Consider the following 15,976-nt stretch of genomic DNA (forward strand, 5'->3'; position numbering starts at 1 on the left):
AAGAATTTCTCCGTTATAAAGGTCAAGAATCGGATAATGGCGGTTGAAGCTTATTCCAATTTTTCATCTTTATTTTCATATACGTTGAGTAAAAGTATGCTTACAATATACTGATTATCTTGGATCCATTGATTATAAATCCCGCCATGCTCTTCTATAACTTTTTTCACATTCTTAATTCCTATTCCCTCACAGCGTCTATTCTTTCGAGTCTCTAGCTCTGCAGTATCAAATGGATTTGAAATTTCGATAAGTAGGTTATTATCAAATTGTTTAATGAGAAGTGAAATCTTTTTTTCTTCAGAGTTTGATAAGCGTAAGACAGCGTTTAAAGAATTATCTATTAAATTTCCTAACACAATCGCTAGAATATCAGTATCTAAACTAATATTTTCAGAAAGGAAAGATTTAACGTCTAATCTTACTCCATTGCTTTCAACAATAGAAGCTTTTTCATTCAAAAAATAATTTAATACATAGTTATTTGTAAAAAAGTAATCACTGTGTTCGATTTTTTGTATCGAGTTTTGAAGATATTCTTCAGCTCCAGCAATATTTTTTTGGCTTAACATTCCCAATAGAACAATGTATTGATTTTTTAAGTCATGCTTCATGGAATATAGTTTAGATTGTGAATCCTTTAATTGCTTGAAATACTTCAATTCTGATTCAAATACTTTTTTTTGTGTGGTCGTTTTTTCAAGCTTTTTATAATATTTTCCTAGGGTTATATATAGATATAGTATACATATGTTCATATAGATAATAAAAGCAGCAATTAATATAAAGATAAAATGAGGTTGAGTAATTTGGAATTCAGATAATACGGCAGTACTTAATAGAAGTAATGATATTACAGGAATAGAGAATATTATCATTAGAATAAAAATATTTGTAGGGCTCTTTAACTTCCATTTTTGAAGAATAATCATAATAAGGACCGCCTCAGCAATTAGTATTAATAATAAAGCCATACCTAGCCCCCTAAACCACAAACATTTGAATCCCTGCTAACCTTAAAAACTATAATCCAGTGAAGAAGATATTGATAAGAATAGATGAGAAGTTGTTCAATTTGAATAATTCAATAGTAATTTCCATTCATTATATAATGTCTCTTAATCTCATCAAAATTTGTTCCCTCGCATTATCCTTAAATTTACGACTTATTGGTATTTCTATAGTTTGTTTATCACGTATATTAACAGTAACTGTATTATTGCTAATTTGTTTTACATATCGAACATTAACAATAAACGAGGTGTGAACCTGTACAAAATTTTCATTAATTTTGGATAAAAGCGCTTTTGTGTGAAGTAATGTTTCATATACATCAGATGGTGTATGAATAAATACTTTCCTTTTGTCTTTTTCAAAGTAAACAATTTCACTAAACGGCAGACTGTAAAAAGCTTTGTTAAATGTAAACATAAATTTTGATGCGTTTAAATCTAAATATTTGATCGCGCGATTCAAGGCAGGAAATACTTTGTTTTTTGTTATTGGTTTCAAGATGTAATCAAACGTGTTAACCTTAAAAGCTTTTTCCATATATTCTTTGAAACTAGTAATAAAGATAATTGGACAAGTATAATTGTTCTCTCTAATGGTCTCGGCAATCTCTATTCCAGATAGATTCGGAAATTCAATATCTAAAAAATACATATCATATGTATTGTCTTTAAGTGATTCAATTAATCGAAGCGGATTAAAGTATATATCAATTTCAAATAACGCTGAGTCGTATTCTAGCATTAAATCTTCAATTGTTTTAGCATTAACAGAAACATCATCGCATATCGCAACCTTTAATACCATTGTATCACTCCTTTATACATAGTAAATATTAGTGATTATGGAAGAGTATGTCAACACTTTACTACCGATAACTATCTCATAAAACAGTCTATTAGCAAAATTATTATAAGTTTAAAAACCCCCCTAAAAAATTGTATGGAATTGGCATAATGTGCATATTATTACATATAACTTGCATATTGTTACATAGTAGGACATCTTCCGAAAAAAATGGATTATTATGACTATAGCGAATAGGGGAAATAAGTCTCTATTTGTAGTATTTTGTTGCTTATTTAGTGAAAGGAGGGAAATTAAATGACAAACGTTGTGTATGCAAAACCAACTATTGAAAAAGTAGCTGGTTTTAAAGAGTCCACTAAAGGTGTTTGGTTTGGTAAATTCACAGATGTTTTTGGTGGTAAAGCAGTATTTGCTATTGTTTATTAATTTTATGGAAAGTGGTCATTGGGCAATTCTAAATTGTCTAATGACCACAATTCTGTAAAAGCAATACTTTTAAAATCTCATATAATTATATTGATATTATATTTATATAATCATATCCAAAGTATTACTGTATATTAATTCGAACATAAAATAAGGAATACCTCTAAAAAATCAATGTGTTATTCCCCATATTACTCAGGTAAGAGGAGAAGAGTAAGATTGCTATTATAGAATATTACTTTTTCAATAAAAAATCAGCTTCTTATGTAAAAATATTTATTATGTCACCCAAGGACAACAATGAATACTAGTTTGTTGCAATTGTATTTATTTTTATCATAGTACAATATCAACCTATTAAAAAATCAAATGTATTTGAAAATTAAGTAAGATGGGAGGAGGCTATTTTCATTCTAATAGAAGAAAGATTAACAAAATTAGAGTCTTATAAAGCTCCATTTGAAGTAAATATAAATACAGAATCAGTAAGCATTTTGCTTATTTCTAAATATGAGTATGTTAAGCATTCTAAAGGTAACTTACAGATATATTGTTTGCCATCTGAGTATCCAAATGTTGCTAACCAGATACAGGATGCAAGAGAATTTGATTTGTTGCAATTGGCGGTAACTTTTCAAAAAAATATCACTAAAGGATCTTTTGTGCTAGTTAATCACGAAGAATTTATTGTAGGCGGAGCATTATTTGATGTTTCTTTATCATGGTATAGGCTAAATGACAGATTAATCATTAGTGATTCGGCGAGTGAGATTGCGCGATATTGCAATTTAGATATATCAAAGTCGGCAGTAGCATTGAATTTGATTGGTAGTCTACCATTTTATCCCTTCCAAAATGTAGCGATGTGGGAAGGTGTGAATAAAGTCCAACCATTTTGTATTCTGAAAGGTGGAAAAAGTCCACAACTTGAAGAATACAAAACATGGATACCTCCAGAACTAAATAATGATGTGGAATTAACGCTCCAAAATATAAGAGAGCGATTTTTTGAATTATTGACGTTTTATACTAGTAGCTATTCTAACGTATCTACCGACCTCTCTGGAGGTGTTGATTCAGCTACAATAGCATATGCTTTAAAGGCACAAAATACAAATATCAAGCTGTATCATGCAAGAACAGATAGTACATCCAATAATGATACGAAGTGGGCTAGTATGTTTGCGAACGATATGTATGAATCGTTAAATTTATTGCCATCAATCGGTGAGACTGGTCGGAGATTTGAAACAGACTTACCCTACTCAGGTTCAATTCTTCCAGAATCTCCAGTAATATGGGCAGATACAGAGGGGTATGTTGAAAATATAATTAAATTTAATGATAACTATGGAGATTCTGTTCATTTCTTAGGTCTTGGTGGCGATGAATTATTTACCCGTATGCCAGCATATGCGTGGACTTTTGTAAGGCAGAACAGAATGCGTAGTTTATCGTTTAGCCTCCGATATAGCTTACTTACGAGAATATCATATTTAAGAGGTGTGTCTAATCTAATAGATAATAGATCCTTTAAAGATGTACTGAAAGAAGAAATAGAAATTGGATTTGGCCAAGCTAAACCACGGAGGAAAGAGTCTGATTTGGCTTGGTTCGGAAAAATTACAATCCCATCATGGCTGTCAAAAGATTATTATTCTCCAAGTTACCAAATTGCGATGGAAACTGTAAAGGAAATTCCTGAAGGACTTGATTCTGACCGTTCTAAGCATCAAGCAATAGAGTCATTACTGTTTCAAAGGCATGTAGTAAGTCAATTGAATAATATTTACGGAAGTAAAATAAATTGGCAAGCGCCGTTTTTAGATCCAAAGATTATTGAGTATGCACTATCTATACCAATACGGTATCACTCAGATGCAAGGATTACTAAACCTATGTTATATAAAGCTACAAAAGGGATCGTTCCTATTGAAGTATTTACACGAGGTTTTAAAGGAGATTATTCAACATTCTTATACAATGCATATAAGGAAGCAGTTAAAAAGAATATTCATCTAGTTAGAGAATTCAAAGTTGTTGAACTAGGCATTGTGGACCCCGAGATACTTGTTAATGTATTATCTTTGCCAACTGCTTTAGGTGACCGTATTGCAGACTTTGAAAGATTAACTGCTGTTGAGCGATGGCTTCATAATGCAATTAGTTAATGTATTACAAGTGAAGATATTAACTGGGAAAGGGGGCAAATTTATGAAAGCGAAAAGAGAACTTAAAATAATTGAACAAGATGATGGAGCAGTAATCTTTGAAAAAAGGAGCGGAATATATTTCCAAGTAAATCATGTTGGAAGACTATTAATTGAAAGAATAGCTGAAGGAAAAACCAAGAGTGAATTAGTAGCGGAATTAGAAAAAACATTTGGTTTGGAGAAAGCTAATGCGGAGGAAGATGTTAATGACTTTTTTTCAATGCTTAGAGAGGTGGGACTTACATAATGAATATACCTCTTTTTCCTGAGCAACCAGAAGAAGTATCAACCGGGGCGATCTGGCTTGCTAGACTAGCTCTACTTCTATCAGCACCTTTGAATTGGTTAAGTCCAAGAATGATGGAAAAGATATTATCTAGATTAGTAAGAAAATATCCACCAGCTACAGAGGAAGAAGTTAAGGTTATTCGTGATGCAGTTTGTACAGTGAGTAGGAGATGTCGCAGTCAAGAGGGGTGTCTTAGACGTTCACTTGCAGTAGCGGTAGGGACTTGGTTAAAACGAAGATCTGTAAGTTGGTGCACTGGATACGCCTTGGAACCTTTTAGGGCACATGCATGGGTTGAAGTAAATAATAATCCGGTTGGTGAGCCGGAGGAAGTAAGGTCATATTCTAAAGTTATAAGTGTAACTAATACTAGTGAAAATGAGGAGAAATCACAAGGGGAATTGGAAAGTAATAACTCGAAGCCTAACGAACTTGGACAAGAGGATCAACCTGTACATATTCCAAGAGCGAGTATTAGACAATTGTTCGCTCTAACTAAAGGACATAATTTAGAATTCTCCTTGGTATTAATACTTGGTATTTTAAGCGCAGCTTTAACACTTTTACAACCAAACTTAGTGGCAGATATAGTAGAACAATCAAATACAGGTTTTACAATAAGTAGTTCTTTAGTATTTCTTATTTTATCACTAACAACAGCTATGGTTTTAACTACAATCCAATATTATATGTTACAGAAAATAGGTGAAGGTGTTGTTTATGAAGCCCGAACAAATTTAATTAGCCATTTGTTCAGACTTCCTATTTTTGAGTTTGACAATAGAAGTGTAGGGGATATGCTTAGTCGAATTAGTGGTGATTCTTCACGGCTAAGAATGGCTCTTATTCAAGGGACAATTGCATTAACCAGTGGATCTTTTATTGTAGTTGGTGCAGCAATAGGTCTAGCTTTAAAAGATAGCTTTTTATTCTTAACAGCTTTAGCAACTATCCTTTTATCATTTATTGGAATCCTCTTTATGAGTAATATAATACAAAAGGCAAGTTTTCGAGTGCAAAAAGAACTTGGAAAACTAAGTGAACTTGTTGAACGTGATTTACATGCAATACGAACAATTCGTTCTACTAATGCTACTTCCATAGAGGAGGAAAAAGCAACGCAACAGGCAGAACATTTGCGTAAGTTAGGAATACGTTTAGCAAAAATACAGTCATTTATGACACCAATTTCAAATATGAGTATACAGATATGTGGTCTAATTGTTCTTGGTATTGGCGGTTATCGAGTTTCTATGGGTTATATGACGATTGAAGATTTAATTGCTTTTGCTTTATTACTTTATATAATGATTGGACCTGTAGGGCAAATCTTTGGTGCTTTTTCTGGAATAGGGGAATCACTTGGAGCCTTTGCAAGAATTAGAGAATTATTAGATCTAGCTATAGAATCCGATTATGATACAAATACTAAAGTAACAACCATATCTAATCCTTCAGCTCGAAAAGGAATGGTGGTTTTTGAGAAAGTTAGTTTTGGATACAAAAAGTTAGAGTTTGGAGCGGATATTGCTCAAAAAGAGGCAGAAATGATATTGAAAGAGGTCTCACTAAGTGCAGAATATGGAAAGCGCACAGCTATTGTAGGACCTTCAGGTGCAGGTAAAAGTACTGTTTTACAGTTAATAGAAAGATTCTATGATCCAGACGGCGGGTATATTTATGTAGACGGAAAAGACCATCGAAGTTATTCACGTGAAGAACTTCGTAATCTCATCACCTATGTGGAGCAAAATGCACCTGTTTTACCAGGGACATTACGAGATAATCTTCTAATAGGAAATACTGATGTCTCTGATCAAGAATGTTATGATGTGCTAAAAGAGGTAAACCTTAACTACCTGATCGAACGTTCTCCTGATAAACTTGATATGAAAATAGGAGATTCAGGTATGACATTATCTGGTGGAGAACGCCAACGTTTAGCATTAGCACGTTCGCTTTTATCAAATTCGAAGATTGTACTTCTTGATGAATTGACATCAAATCTAGATAGTTTAAATGAAGTCGTGATGAAAAAAGCTGTAGACAAATTGAGAGAGTCTAAAACTGTTATTGTTGTAGCACATCGTCTCTCAACAATAGTTGATTCTGATATTATTTATGTTCTTGAACATGGAAGAATTGTTGGTTCTGGCAACCACAATGAGTTATTAGATAAAGTACCGTTATATAGAGAACTAGCAAAAGAACAATTCCTTGACAAGGTAATTTGAGGGTACTAGGAGAATAGCTAATAATAAATTAACGACTGAAATTTACAAAATCTAAATTTTCTGTAAAACTTATTTTTTATTTCATTGGGAAATGCCTCCTTCGTTCAGCTGATATAGTAGTCAAGGACCTAACTATATCTTTTAGCGAAGAGAGGCTTTTTTTGTCTTTTTGTTAGCCCCGTCATAGCCAAGCAAAGTCAAAAACACCCCTATGTATTTAATAGGGCCTGGAAATGTTTTATCCTCTGATTATGTTCTAATTCATCTATAATTACCACTCTTAAGTTAATAACTTACCCTACTATCCCTTATACATAGGGGCTACTGAGAATTGTAATTATTTATGACATCCAAATTGCCGATTATTACATAGGAGAAAATTTGTTTAAGAGATAGATTATTATAAGAACAATATTAAAAAAATAATATCGGAGGAGATTTTTAAATTGAAAACAAACACAAATAATATTGTTATTTCACATTTATGCAAGAGACATGGGGATAAAGAGATTTTAAAAGACGTATCATTTGAAGCAAAACAAGGTAGAATCACAGCTTTTCTTGGACCAAATGGTGCAGGTAAAAGTTCAACACTACGTATTTTGTTAGGGCTTGATCGATCAGCTGGAACGGCAACTTTTGGTGGCAGAAGGTATGTAACGTTTGATAATCCATTGAAAGTGGTAGGAGCAGCTTTTGACGGTGTAGGGGGCAATATTTCTAGAAAGGTAAAAACCCATCTAAAAATCATTGCACAAAGTAATGGCATACCTTTTCGTCGTGTAACTGAAGTATTGAAAATTGTTGGTCTTTCAGAGAAAGGCAACGCTAAGTTGGGAACTTTATCGTTGGGTGAAGGACAACGGCTCGGACTTGCAGCAGCTCTTTTGGGGGATCCACAATATATTGTTTTAGATGAACCAACCAATGGACTTGATCCAACAGGTATTCGTTGGTTTAGAGAGTTTATTCGTCAGCAGAGAGACTTAGGAAAAACAGTTCTACTGTCCTCGCATATTCTTTCTGAAGTGGAGGCTGTAGCGGATGATGTAGTTATTATTAATCATGGAAAAGTAATAGCACAAGGCGAGCTCCATTATGTAATGAAGAATCTGGAATCATTGGAAGACGTATTTTTCTCTCTTACGGAAGAAGGGGGTCAATAAATGAAAACTTTTCCTAGAACGATACAATCGGAACTGATAAAGATTGTTTCAAGTAGAATGTGGTGGGTGATTTTTACTTTAGTTGTCGTTGTTCAACCATTATTTGCAATAATATTAGCCAAAAGCTATGCGGAGATTGGTTTAGATGCAACACCAGAAACTCACCCTGAATTAGTAGAAGCAATTCCTCCTTTGGATTATCTTGGATTTGAAGTCGTATTATTTGGTTTACTACCGATAGTAGTCTTTGGAGGAATGTTAGGGGCAAGTGAATATAAATATCATGAATTACGTACAACTTTACTATGTCAAAGTAATCGTATACAAGTGTTTTTTTCAAAGGTATTTGCACTATTGATATGCAGCACATTTTTATCATTTCTATCCATTATAGTCACAATTTCTATTATGCATTTTAGTTTGGGCGAAGAAGGATTAAATCCATTTAGTTTAAGTACAGTAGCCTGGCAGTTTATTGGATTTTCAGCACTTGATTGGATTTTACTAACCTTACTTTCTTTTGGTATGGGGATGTTTTTTAGAAACGCCATCGTACCTTTAGTTTTCTTAGTTCCTCAAGTTTTCAACCTTGGGAACTTTTTAGCACAAAAGTGGGAATGGGGAGAGTATCTCCCAGTGGCAGCGGGGAATCTTCTCTTCGCAACACCAACAGACCCACTTGAACATGAACCACTAAAAGGCGGTATTATACTGCTCGTATGGGTGATGTTATCTTTAATAACATCTAGTGTCGCTTTTATTCGTAGAGATGTAGGAGGAAAATACTAATGTACGCTGCACTCCGTAGTGAGAAAACAAAGTTTTTTACTTTTGGTTGGTGTGTTTTAGGGATAATCGGAGCTACTATCATTCCATTACTATTCTTAATAATATCTGATATACCTAATATAGAGGGAGAGAAGGGGGTACTTTATCTTTGCCTACAGGCCCTCTATTTGGGCCAACTTGGAATTGTTATTGCCAGTGCTGCTTACTTTGGACAAGAATATTCGCACTCTGCTCTAAGAACAACACTTCTTACACAACCATCAAGAAAAAAAGTACTATTTATGAAGTTTTTAAATGTTACCCTTATTGTAGTATTTACAGGAATCGTTTCGAGTGTACTTGGATTAATCGTTCTTTCATTTCAACATGATATAGAATGGACGAGTGCTCTCATGTTAAAATTGCTTGGAAGTGTTTCACTTGGCATACTTAGTTGGATTCAAATAGCTTGGATTGCGTCTACCATATCGATAATGACAAAATCAATGATCACAGCGATTTCTATTATGCTTCCGCTTATTATAGGACTAGGCCAAATGTTGTTTATGTTATCTGAGTCGGCGAAATTTTTACCAACTCTTGCTACGATGAATCTTTTCACAATACCCGAGGTAACTATTTATTTGGATAAATGGTCGGGACTAGTAGTTCAATCTTCTTGGGCAATATTATTAGTTGCGATTTCCGCATGGTTATTTTTATATCGTAGTGTTCGTTAACTTATTTAATAAGTTGATTATCTCAGAAGGGGTAAAGTACTGAATTAAACCTAACTTGATAATTAGTTAACTGTTAAAAGTTTGCTAACTAACCTTCGGAAATTAATAAACTTCCGATAAGGATGTTGCTCCTTAGAATCAGCAAAACCTAATATGCAGCCCCTTTGATACACGACATTAAAGATATCTCTTATTGGAGGCATGATGTAAGGCTAATAAGCACAAACATCTGAGACATTGTGAAGTGATTTTTTCAATCTGATCAATAGACATATATTTTTTTATGGACTATCCCTTTTTAAGTGGGAGTAGTCCTTATTTACGATGAATTGATTTGCTTTACAGTATTTTGGAGAGTAAGGCATGCTTAGTTCGTACTGATAATCCTTTACTGGTTTTCTTGAAATGGTGAAGTATCCGTCAAAACCGCCAATATTGTGACTTTCTCGTTTGTTCGGCCAATCCCTATCTTTTTAGGTATTTAGTAGAACCATTATAAAAAGTCTAAAAAGATGCTACCTACTATTATTGTCTATCAATTACAAAGGATTTCTGGGGAAAATCGCGTCGCTTGATGTTATTGAATTAATTTCTCATAGGAGCAAGACCTAGGTGTGGTGTGTAATAACGCTAACAAGAGGTACAAGAAACATGGATAATCAACGTTTCGAAAGATAATAGTAGTATCTCTAACGTTTTACTACTGTTATTAGTATCCTGTGTAGCGTTGCTTTTCATCAGTAGGAGTGTAAAATTTTCACTGATAAAGTCCCACTTTATAAAAAATGCAACAAAATCCGCTAATTTCCGTAATAATTCTCTTCATTTCTACATAAATTTTACGAAATTTTAACAGTTTCCCTTCATGCATTTAACAAATACTCCTTAAAGTGAACTCTGTAAGTTAAAAATATGCTAAGAAATGGAGGAATAAAAGTGATGAAATTCATGAAAAAAGTAACAATCATTCTATTACTTACAGTTCTAGTTATGCCATCTTTTGAACTTCCTGTTCTGGCTGCTAGTCAAAATTCTGGTCTGGAGGATTCAAAACCTTCAAAGCCACAAGGGACTACGGGAGAAATAAATACAAATCCTCCTGCAGTTGAGCAACCTTTACCAGTTGTGGATAATGGCGGAAATGCTAATGATGCACTCTTAAGGAATATTGCTGCGACTAATCCTTTTATAAGTATATTAGATGGTTTTGATCAAGTATGGTCTCTGAATCAACCTGAATGGAGAGACGGAACAGCGTTAACGAAACCAGGTGCAAATGACAAGGTTGCCAATTATGGTGACGGGCCGACCGTTTATTTTGATGGTTTTAAAAATGATAAGACAAAAGTAGTAGCAGATAAGAAGACATATGCTAACGAAGAAATCAGAGATCCAGAGACTTGGAAAGCTAATATAAAATATGTTGAAGATGTTACAAATAATAGAACTGACGAAGAGGCGTTAGCTGCCTACTATGATGATCAACGGGATAAAATCTATAGTATGATGGAAGCTTATGGGCCTTTAGCTAATACATATGTTGACATCGTTAACCCTGTCACGAGTGTTGTGAGATCAGCTGAGGAAATGAAAATAGTATTGGAAGAAGCTACTGTTGAAGACGAAAGCCAAGGAATGGGACAATGGGAGGAACTGAACTATCAGATGCAATGGACTTAGTTCATTTAATTAGGTTTAGGAATCCTTCTTCGTCAAATCCTTCCAAGTACTTTTACTCATCTCCAAGACCTTACAGAATGAATTCAAATGGAGAAGTGAAAGAAGTTGTTGATGAGAATGGTTTACCTGTATGGGCCACAATCGGTAGTGGTGAAAGTACAGTAGAAGAATTGCCTTCAGGTGGTAAAAGAGAAACAGGAGAAAGAAATTACCAACAATATGAAACGAATGTTGAAGTAATTCCTGCATTAGAATATGTAAAAAGAAAAGCGGAAGACGGAAGAGGCAAAGACGGAGCTTTTCCAAGCGGACATACAAGTGCAGCTTATTTGTCAACATTCGGATTTGCATATGCAACACCGGAAAGATATGCTGAATTTTTAACTAGAGCAGCTCAAATGGGAGAAAATAGAGTAGTGAGTGGCATGCACTCTCCACTTGATGTAATAGGAGCAAGAATACAATCTACAGCAATGACTGCTTATTCATACAATCTTCCTGAAAACAAAGAGGTATTGGATAAGGCTTACAAAAATGCTGGAGAAGTATTCGGTAAAGTAGCTGAATCAAAAAACATGAGCTTATACGATTTTGCACATACAGTAACAGAGGAATATACGTTTGAAAGTGCGTACAATGAAGAAAAGTGGGAAGATCATGAAGCAAATAAAGCTTTCTATCGGGAAAAGCTTACTTACGGACTACCTCAAACAGGTATAAAAGGTTTAGACCCTGTCGTACCTAAAGGGGCCGAAGTTTTATTGGAAACTCGCCAACCTTACTTAACTGATAAACAACGTAGAGAAGTATTGTATACGACAGAAATTGAATCAGGCTACCCTGTAATAGATGAGTCAAATGGTTGGGGGAGACTTGATTTGGTAACAGCATCTGATGGATATGGTGCGTTTTTAAGCAATGTAACCGTAAATATGGATGCTTCAAAAGGAAGATTTAATGCCCATGATTGGTGGAGAAATGATATAAGTGGCAGTGGTATGCTTACTAAGCAGGGGACAGGTACACTTACATTGACAGGAAGTAATAGTTATACAGGAGGCACATTGCTGCAAGAAGGAACGTTAGAAGCTACTTCTGCGACTGCTTTTGGTGAAGGTGACCTTTATGTAGAAAATGGTACAGTTTTAGTTAATGCAGAAGAACCACTTAGTTTAAGCGGAAACTTAACAATGGAAGCTGGAAGCCTAGATATTGCAATCGATAATGACAAAACTCAACTAAATGTAGATGGACTAGTATACCTTGATGGTGGGGATCTGAATTTAGATCTTTCTAACTATGAAATAGACAAGGCTGCGAATATTACATTAATGACTGCTGACAAGGTGAACGGTAAATTCGATCATATAACTGCAGATGATTACGAGGTAACTGTCACCTATAACGAAGATAGTGTTGTTGCCCATATCAATGCTGACGATACTTCTGATCCGGTTTCGCCAGATCCTGAAGAGCCGGAAAAACCTGCTAATCCGGAAGAGCCTGAGGATTCAAATAAACCAGTCGAGAACGAAAATCCTGGAGATACAAATAATCCAGAAAATCCAGAGGACTCAAAAGCTCCAAACAAACAACCTAGTGTAACACCTGACGTTACCAATGGAGAGGCAGCGGTCGAAACAGGGTCGCACCATCAGCCTAAGACAGCTGATGGAAAAAAACTACCGGATACTGCCACTATGAATTATCAGTACTTATTAGCAGGGTTTTTACTTGTCTTAAGTGGCGTGTTCTTCCTCTTTATGAGAAATAGAAAAGCTAGAAAAGTATAGATAAATATATGTAAAAATCAAACAGATAGAAAGAGGCTGGGACATAACAATAATAACCTAGTTAAATACGAATATTACTTTTAGGGGTTCAATGTTACAAATTATGTAAAGGTTGATTGGAGCGGAAGTGCAAGACTCCTGCGGGATGCGTGGGAGAGGTGAGACCCCACAGGAGTTTACTCAGGAGGCTCACCACCCACCCCGCGGAAAGCGAGTACTCGTGCTGCAATCAACCAGAACGCTAACCCTGTAAAAACAACACGAAGGATGTATTGAAATCTCATCTAATAGTTCGTATTTTTCTTGTTTTTAAAACCTTTTGTCTCAGCCTCTTCTTTATTTTTGTTGTCATTGAGCCTTAAGAAAATATGAATTTTATTTGGACTTATTTATATGGAAGTATTTTATTAGAGTAGAAACAGGAAGGTTTGCCACAAAACGGTGAAAATATAAAAACAAAAACAAACAAATATAAAAAATGTTTGTTTATATCGTAAAATATCATATACATCTTTTATTATGTTGACTAAGGGGATCGTTCGTCCTACAATTGATATGAGAGTTTGAAAGCGTAAACAATTGGAATAGCTTTACAAAATTTAAGTAATAAAGATTAGAAGCGGAAAAGGTGGAGAGATGATGAACATCGGTATTAGAGCACATGATATCGAGAAGCTTCCGTTGGAGGAACTCGTAAATGTAATAGCTAATAAAGGACTTAAAGGGGTACAATTAGCACTTGCAAAATCCTTTGATTTTAATACTAAAAACGGTAGTTTAAGTCCTGGGATGGCTCACCATATCGGCAGTGCTTTTCGAAACAAAAATATCCAAATTGCAGTATTAGGTTGCTATATTAATATGATTCACCCTGACAAGGATGAAAGAAAGAAGGGGCTCGACCGATTTAAGGAGCATATAAGATACGCTAGAGACTTTGGTTGTAGTATTGTTGGCACTGAAACTGGTAATGTGAATGCGGAAATGTCCTACACTGAAGAAAACTTTAAGGAAGAGCCATTTCAAGAAGTAGTAGAAAGTGTTCGTGAGCTTGTTAAGGAAGCGGAAAAGTTTGGGGTAATTGTTGGAATAGAAGCGGGAGTCAATCATCCTATTTATTCTTCGAAAGTAATGAAACGACTGTTAGATAATATCGATTCTAATAATCTTCAGGTGATCCTTGATCCAGTGAATTTATTAACCGTCGAAACATTTAATAATCAAGATGAGATTATACAAGAGGCTTTTGAGTTACTAAGTGATAGAATGGCAGTTTTACATGCAAAGGACTTTATTATAGAAGATAACCAGTTGAAATTTGCACCAGTTGGAAAAGGCCTATTAAATTATGATCTCGTGATGAAATTATTGAAAGAGAAGAAGCCATATATTAATATTTTGATGGAAAGTACACAGGAGCCTTATATTGATGGAAGTATTGCCTTTTTAAAGGAAAAGTACGAGGGAAATTAAGGCTAATATGAGAATAAAGATGAACTGTTAACAGTTTTGGTAACTCATCTTATTGGCAGCATGATATAAGGCTTAATGAGAACATACATCTGAGACATGGTGAAGGTGATTTTTCCATTCCGATTAATAGATACGTATTCTAAAATATGACTACCCCCTTTTGACAAGGAGTAGTCATATTTATGTTACGTTGATTTACTTTTCAGTATCTTTGGAAGACATCATAAACTAAGAGTAAAGAATTTCCAATAAAATGTGGTAAAATTGACTTAGTGATTTTTGAGAAAAGGGGGTAGCTGTTATGAATTTATACCGTACTGATTCTATGTCAGTAGATGAATATTTTCAAATCCGTGAAAACTCAGATGAGTTATTAGAATATATTGATGGATTTGTTTATATATCACCATCACCATCGACAAAACATCAACGGATATCCAGAAAGCTTGAGAACATATTTGGGAATTTTATTGAGGGTAATCAATGTGAGTTATTTCATGCGCCATATGATATTGAATTAAAAAATGCAAAAGTAAAAGGAACAAAAATTGTCATTCCGGATATTAGCATCATATGTGATAAAAGTGGTTTTACAGAAGCTAGATATGTTGGTGTTCCAAGCCTAATTGTTGAAATCCTAAGCCCCTCCAATCAGTCACATGACCTCATTACAAAGTTAAATCTCTATATGAATTATGGTGTCAAAGAATATTGGATTGTTAATCCAATGTTGAACGCAGTAACGGTATATGCCCTCAATGAAGAATATATGTATGAACAACATGATATCCAAAAAAACAAAGGTGAAGTTACATCAAGATTGTTTGAAGGTTTTCGATTAGACATAGAGGATGTTTTTAAGAGTTAAGAACATAGCATAATGAATCATGGTAAATTGAAATTTATAGGGGAGAAAAAGCCTCTATTTAAAACAACTAGTCAGCTATCGATTGAAGGGGCATATATTGAATATCATAGAGGTGAGTTAAACTAAGAGTGGAGGTAGTTACATGCAGCAACTATTCATTTACTTATCATTTATCATATTAGGCTTACTAAGCGTATTGCATTTTTATTGGCTATTTGGTGGTAGATGGGGTATCCAATTCTCATTACCCGAGAAGGTAGAAGGTGGGACTGTATTTACTCTGAGAAGGATTGAAACTTTAGCTGTTGCAATTGGTTTAATGGGTATGGCTTCTATATTATTAATTCAAAACAATTTAATCCCCTTTCTTACACCAAATACCTTTACTAAATGGTCAAGTATCATTATAATGTAATCGAGCACATTATTCCAGATACTTGTTTTCACATTAATCCAGGAGAAAATCTGAAATAATGTGCTACTTTTTCCACTATATTTCGGAATG

14 protein-coding genes are annotated in these 15,976 nt (G+C 34.4%); 12 read left to right on the forward strand and 2 right to left on the reverse strand.

Annotated elements, in window-relative coordinates; translation table 11 throughout:
- Positions 1-50: 50 nt before the first annotated feature.
- Both J2S19_RS19690 and J2S19_RS19695 read right to left on the reverse strand, forming a co-directional pair.
- A complete protein-coding gene (locus J2S19_RS19690; RefSeq protein WP_307345446.1) occupies positions 51-974 on the reverse strand; it encodes a sensor histidine kinase in 924 nt (307 codons plus the stop codon).
- Between the two features lie 130 nt (positions 975-1,104).
- Positions 1,105-1,818 (reverse strand): LytR/AlgR family response regulator transcription factor, encoded by a 714-nt coding sequence (locus J2S19_RS19695; RefSeq protein ID WP_307345449.1) that lies wholly within the window; start codon positions 1,816-1,818, stop codon positions 1,105-1,107.
- A 297-nt stretch (positions 1,819-2,115) separates the two neighbouring features.
- Here J2S19_RS19695 and J2S19_RS19700 point away from each other — a divergent pair, with 297 nt between their 5' ends.
- From J2S19_RS19700 to J2S19_RS19755, 12 genes are all read left to right on the forward strand, one after another.
- The gene (locus J2S19_RS19700) at positions 2,116-2,247 is read left to right on the forward strand and encodes a putative RiPP precursor (RefSeq protein ID WP_307345452.1); all 132 of its coding nucleotides are present in this window, start codon (positions 2,116-2,118) and stop codon (positions 2,245-2,247) included.
- 554 nt (positions 2,248-2,801) lie between these two features.
- Positions 2,802-4,418 (forward strand): asparagine synthase-related protein, encoded by a 1,617-nt coding sequence (locus J2S19_RS19705; protein WP_307345454.1) that lies wholly within the window; start codon positions 2,802-2,804, stop codon positions 4,416-4,418.
- A gap of 43 nt (positions 4,419-4,461) precedes the next feature.
- A complete protein-coding gene (locus tag J2S19_RS19710; protein WP_307345457.1) occupies positions 4,462-4,707 on the forward strand; it encodes an HPr-rel-A system PqqD family peptide chaperone in 246 nt (81 codons plus the stop codon).
- Positions 4,707-6,983: a lasso peptide biosynthesis B2 protein gene (locus tag J2S19_RS19715; protein WP_307345459.1), complete on the forward strand. Its 2,277-nt coding sequence runs from the start codon at positions 4,707-4,709 to the stop codon at positions 6,981-6,983. Before J2S19_RS19710 ends, J2S19_RS19715 begins: the two co-directional genes overlap by 1 nt.
- A gap of 446 nt (positions 6,984-7,429) precedes the next feature.
- Positions 7,430-8,149, forward strand: a complete 720-nt coding sequence (locus J2S19_RS19720) for an ABC transporter ATP-binding protein (protein ID WP_307345461.1) — start codon at positions 7,430-7,432, stop codon at positions 8,147-8,149.
- Positions 8,150-8,938 (forward strand): ABC transporter permease, encoded by a 789-nt coding sequence (locus J2S19_RS19725; protein WP_307345463.1) that lies wholly within the window; start codon positions 8,150-8,152, stop codon positions 8,936-8,938.
- Positions 8,938-9,657 (forward strand): ABC transporter permease, encoded by a 720-nt coding sequence (locus J2S19_RS19730; protein WP_307345465.1) that lies wholly within the window; start codon positions 8,938-8,940, stop codon positions 9,655-9,657. The genes J2S19_RS19725 and J2S19_RS19730 overlap by 1 nt, the downstream gene beginning before the upstream one ends.
- 939 nt (positions 9,658-10,596) lie before the next feature.
- A complete protein-coding gene (locus tag J2S19_RS19735; protein WP_307345466.1) occupies positions 10,597-11,337 on the forward strand; it encodes a hypothetical protein in 741 nt (246 codons plus the stop codon).
- Positions 11,301-13,130 (forward strand): phosphatase PAP2 family protein, encoded by a 1,830-nt coding sequence (locus J2S19_RS19740; RefSeq protein WP_307345468.1) that lies wholly within the window; start codon positions 11,301-11,303, stop codon positions 13,128-13,130. The genes J2S19_RS19735 and J2S19_RS19740 overlap by 37 nt, the downstream gene beginning before the upstream one ends.
- A 639-nt stretch (positions 13,131-13,769) precedes the next feature.
- Complete coding sequence (locus J2S19_RS19745) at positions 13,770-14,603, forward strand: sugar phosphate isomerase/epimerase family protein (protein ID WP_307345470.1); 834 nt, start codon at positions 13,770-13,772, stop codon at positions 14,601-14,603.
- 301 nt (positions 14,604-14,904) lie between these two features.
- Positions 14,905-15,471 carry a Uma2 family endonuclease gene (locus J2S19_RS19750; protein ID WP_307345473.1) on the forward strand — a complete coding sequence of 189 codons (567 nt, stop codon included), beginning with the start codon at positions 14,905-14,907 and terminating at the stop codon, positions 15,469-15,471.
- Between the two features lie 142 nt (positions 15,472-15,613).
- A complete protein-coding gene (locus tag J2S19_RS19755; protein WP_307345474.1) occupies positions 15,614-15,886 on the forward strand; it encodes a DUF3995 domain-containing protein in 273 nt (90 codons plus the stop codon).
- Positions 15,887-15,976 lie beyond the last annotated feature (90 nt).

The sequence above is a fragment of the Metabacillus malikii genome, from assembly GCF_030813355.1.
GTDB classification, from domain to species: Bacteria; Bacillota; Bacilli; order Bacillales; family Bacillaceae; genus Metabacillus; species Metabacillus malikii.

Bases quoted from the DNA above. Each gene is read 5' to 3' on its own strand.
- J2S19_RS19690 (WP_307345446.1), bottom strand. From the start codon at position 974: ATGGCTTTATTATTAATACTAATTGCTGAGGCGGTCCTTATTATGATT.
- J2S19_RS19695 (WP_307345449.1), bottom strand. From the start codon at position 1,818: ATGGTATTAAAGGTTGCGATATGCGATGATGTTTCTGTTAATGCTAAA.
- J2S19_RS19700 (WP_307345452.1), top strand. From the start codon at position 2,116: ATGACAAACGTTGTGTATGCAAAACCAACTATTGAAAAAGTAGCTGGT.
- J2S19_RS19710 (WP_307345457.1), top strand. From the start codon at position 4,462: ATGAAAGCGAAAAGAGAACTTAAAATAATTGAACAAGATGATGGAGCA.
- J2S19_RS19715 (WP_307345459.1), top strand. From the start codon at position 4,707: ATGAATATACCTCTTTTTCCTGAGCAACCAGAAGAAGTATCAACCGGG.
- J2S19_RS19725 (WP_307345463.1), top strand. From the start codon at position 8,150: ATGAAAACTTTTCCTAGAACGATACAATCGGAACTGATAAAGATTGTT.
- J2S19_RS19730 (WP_307345465.1), top strand. From the start codon at position 8,938: ATGTACGCTGCACTCCGTAGTGAGAAAACAAAGTTTTTTACTTTTGGT.
- J2S19_RS19735 (WP_307345466.1), top strand. From the start codon at position 10,597: ATGAAATTCATGAAAAAAGTAACAATCATTCTATTACTTACAGTTCTA.
- J2S19_RS19740 (WP_307345468.1), top strand. From the start codon at position 11,301: ATGGGAGGAACTGAACTATCAGATGCAATGGACTTAGTTCATTTAATT.
- J2S19_RS19745 (WP_307345470.1), top strand. From the start codon at position 13,770: ATGAACATCGGTATTAGAGCACATGATATCGAGAAGCTTCCGTTGGAG.
- J2S19_RS19750 (WP_307345473.1), top strand. From the start codon at position 14,905: ATGAATTTATACCGTACTGATTCTATGTCAGTAGATGAATATTTTCAA.
- J2S19_RS19755 (WP_307345474.1), top strand. From the start codon at position 15,614: ATGCAGCAACTATTCATTTACTTATCATTTATCATATTAGGCTTACTA.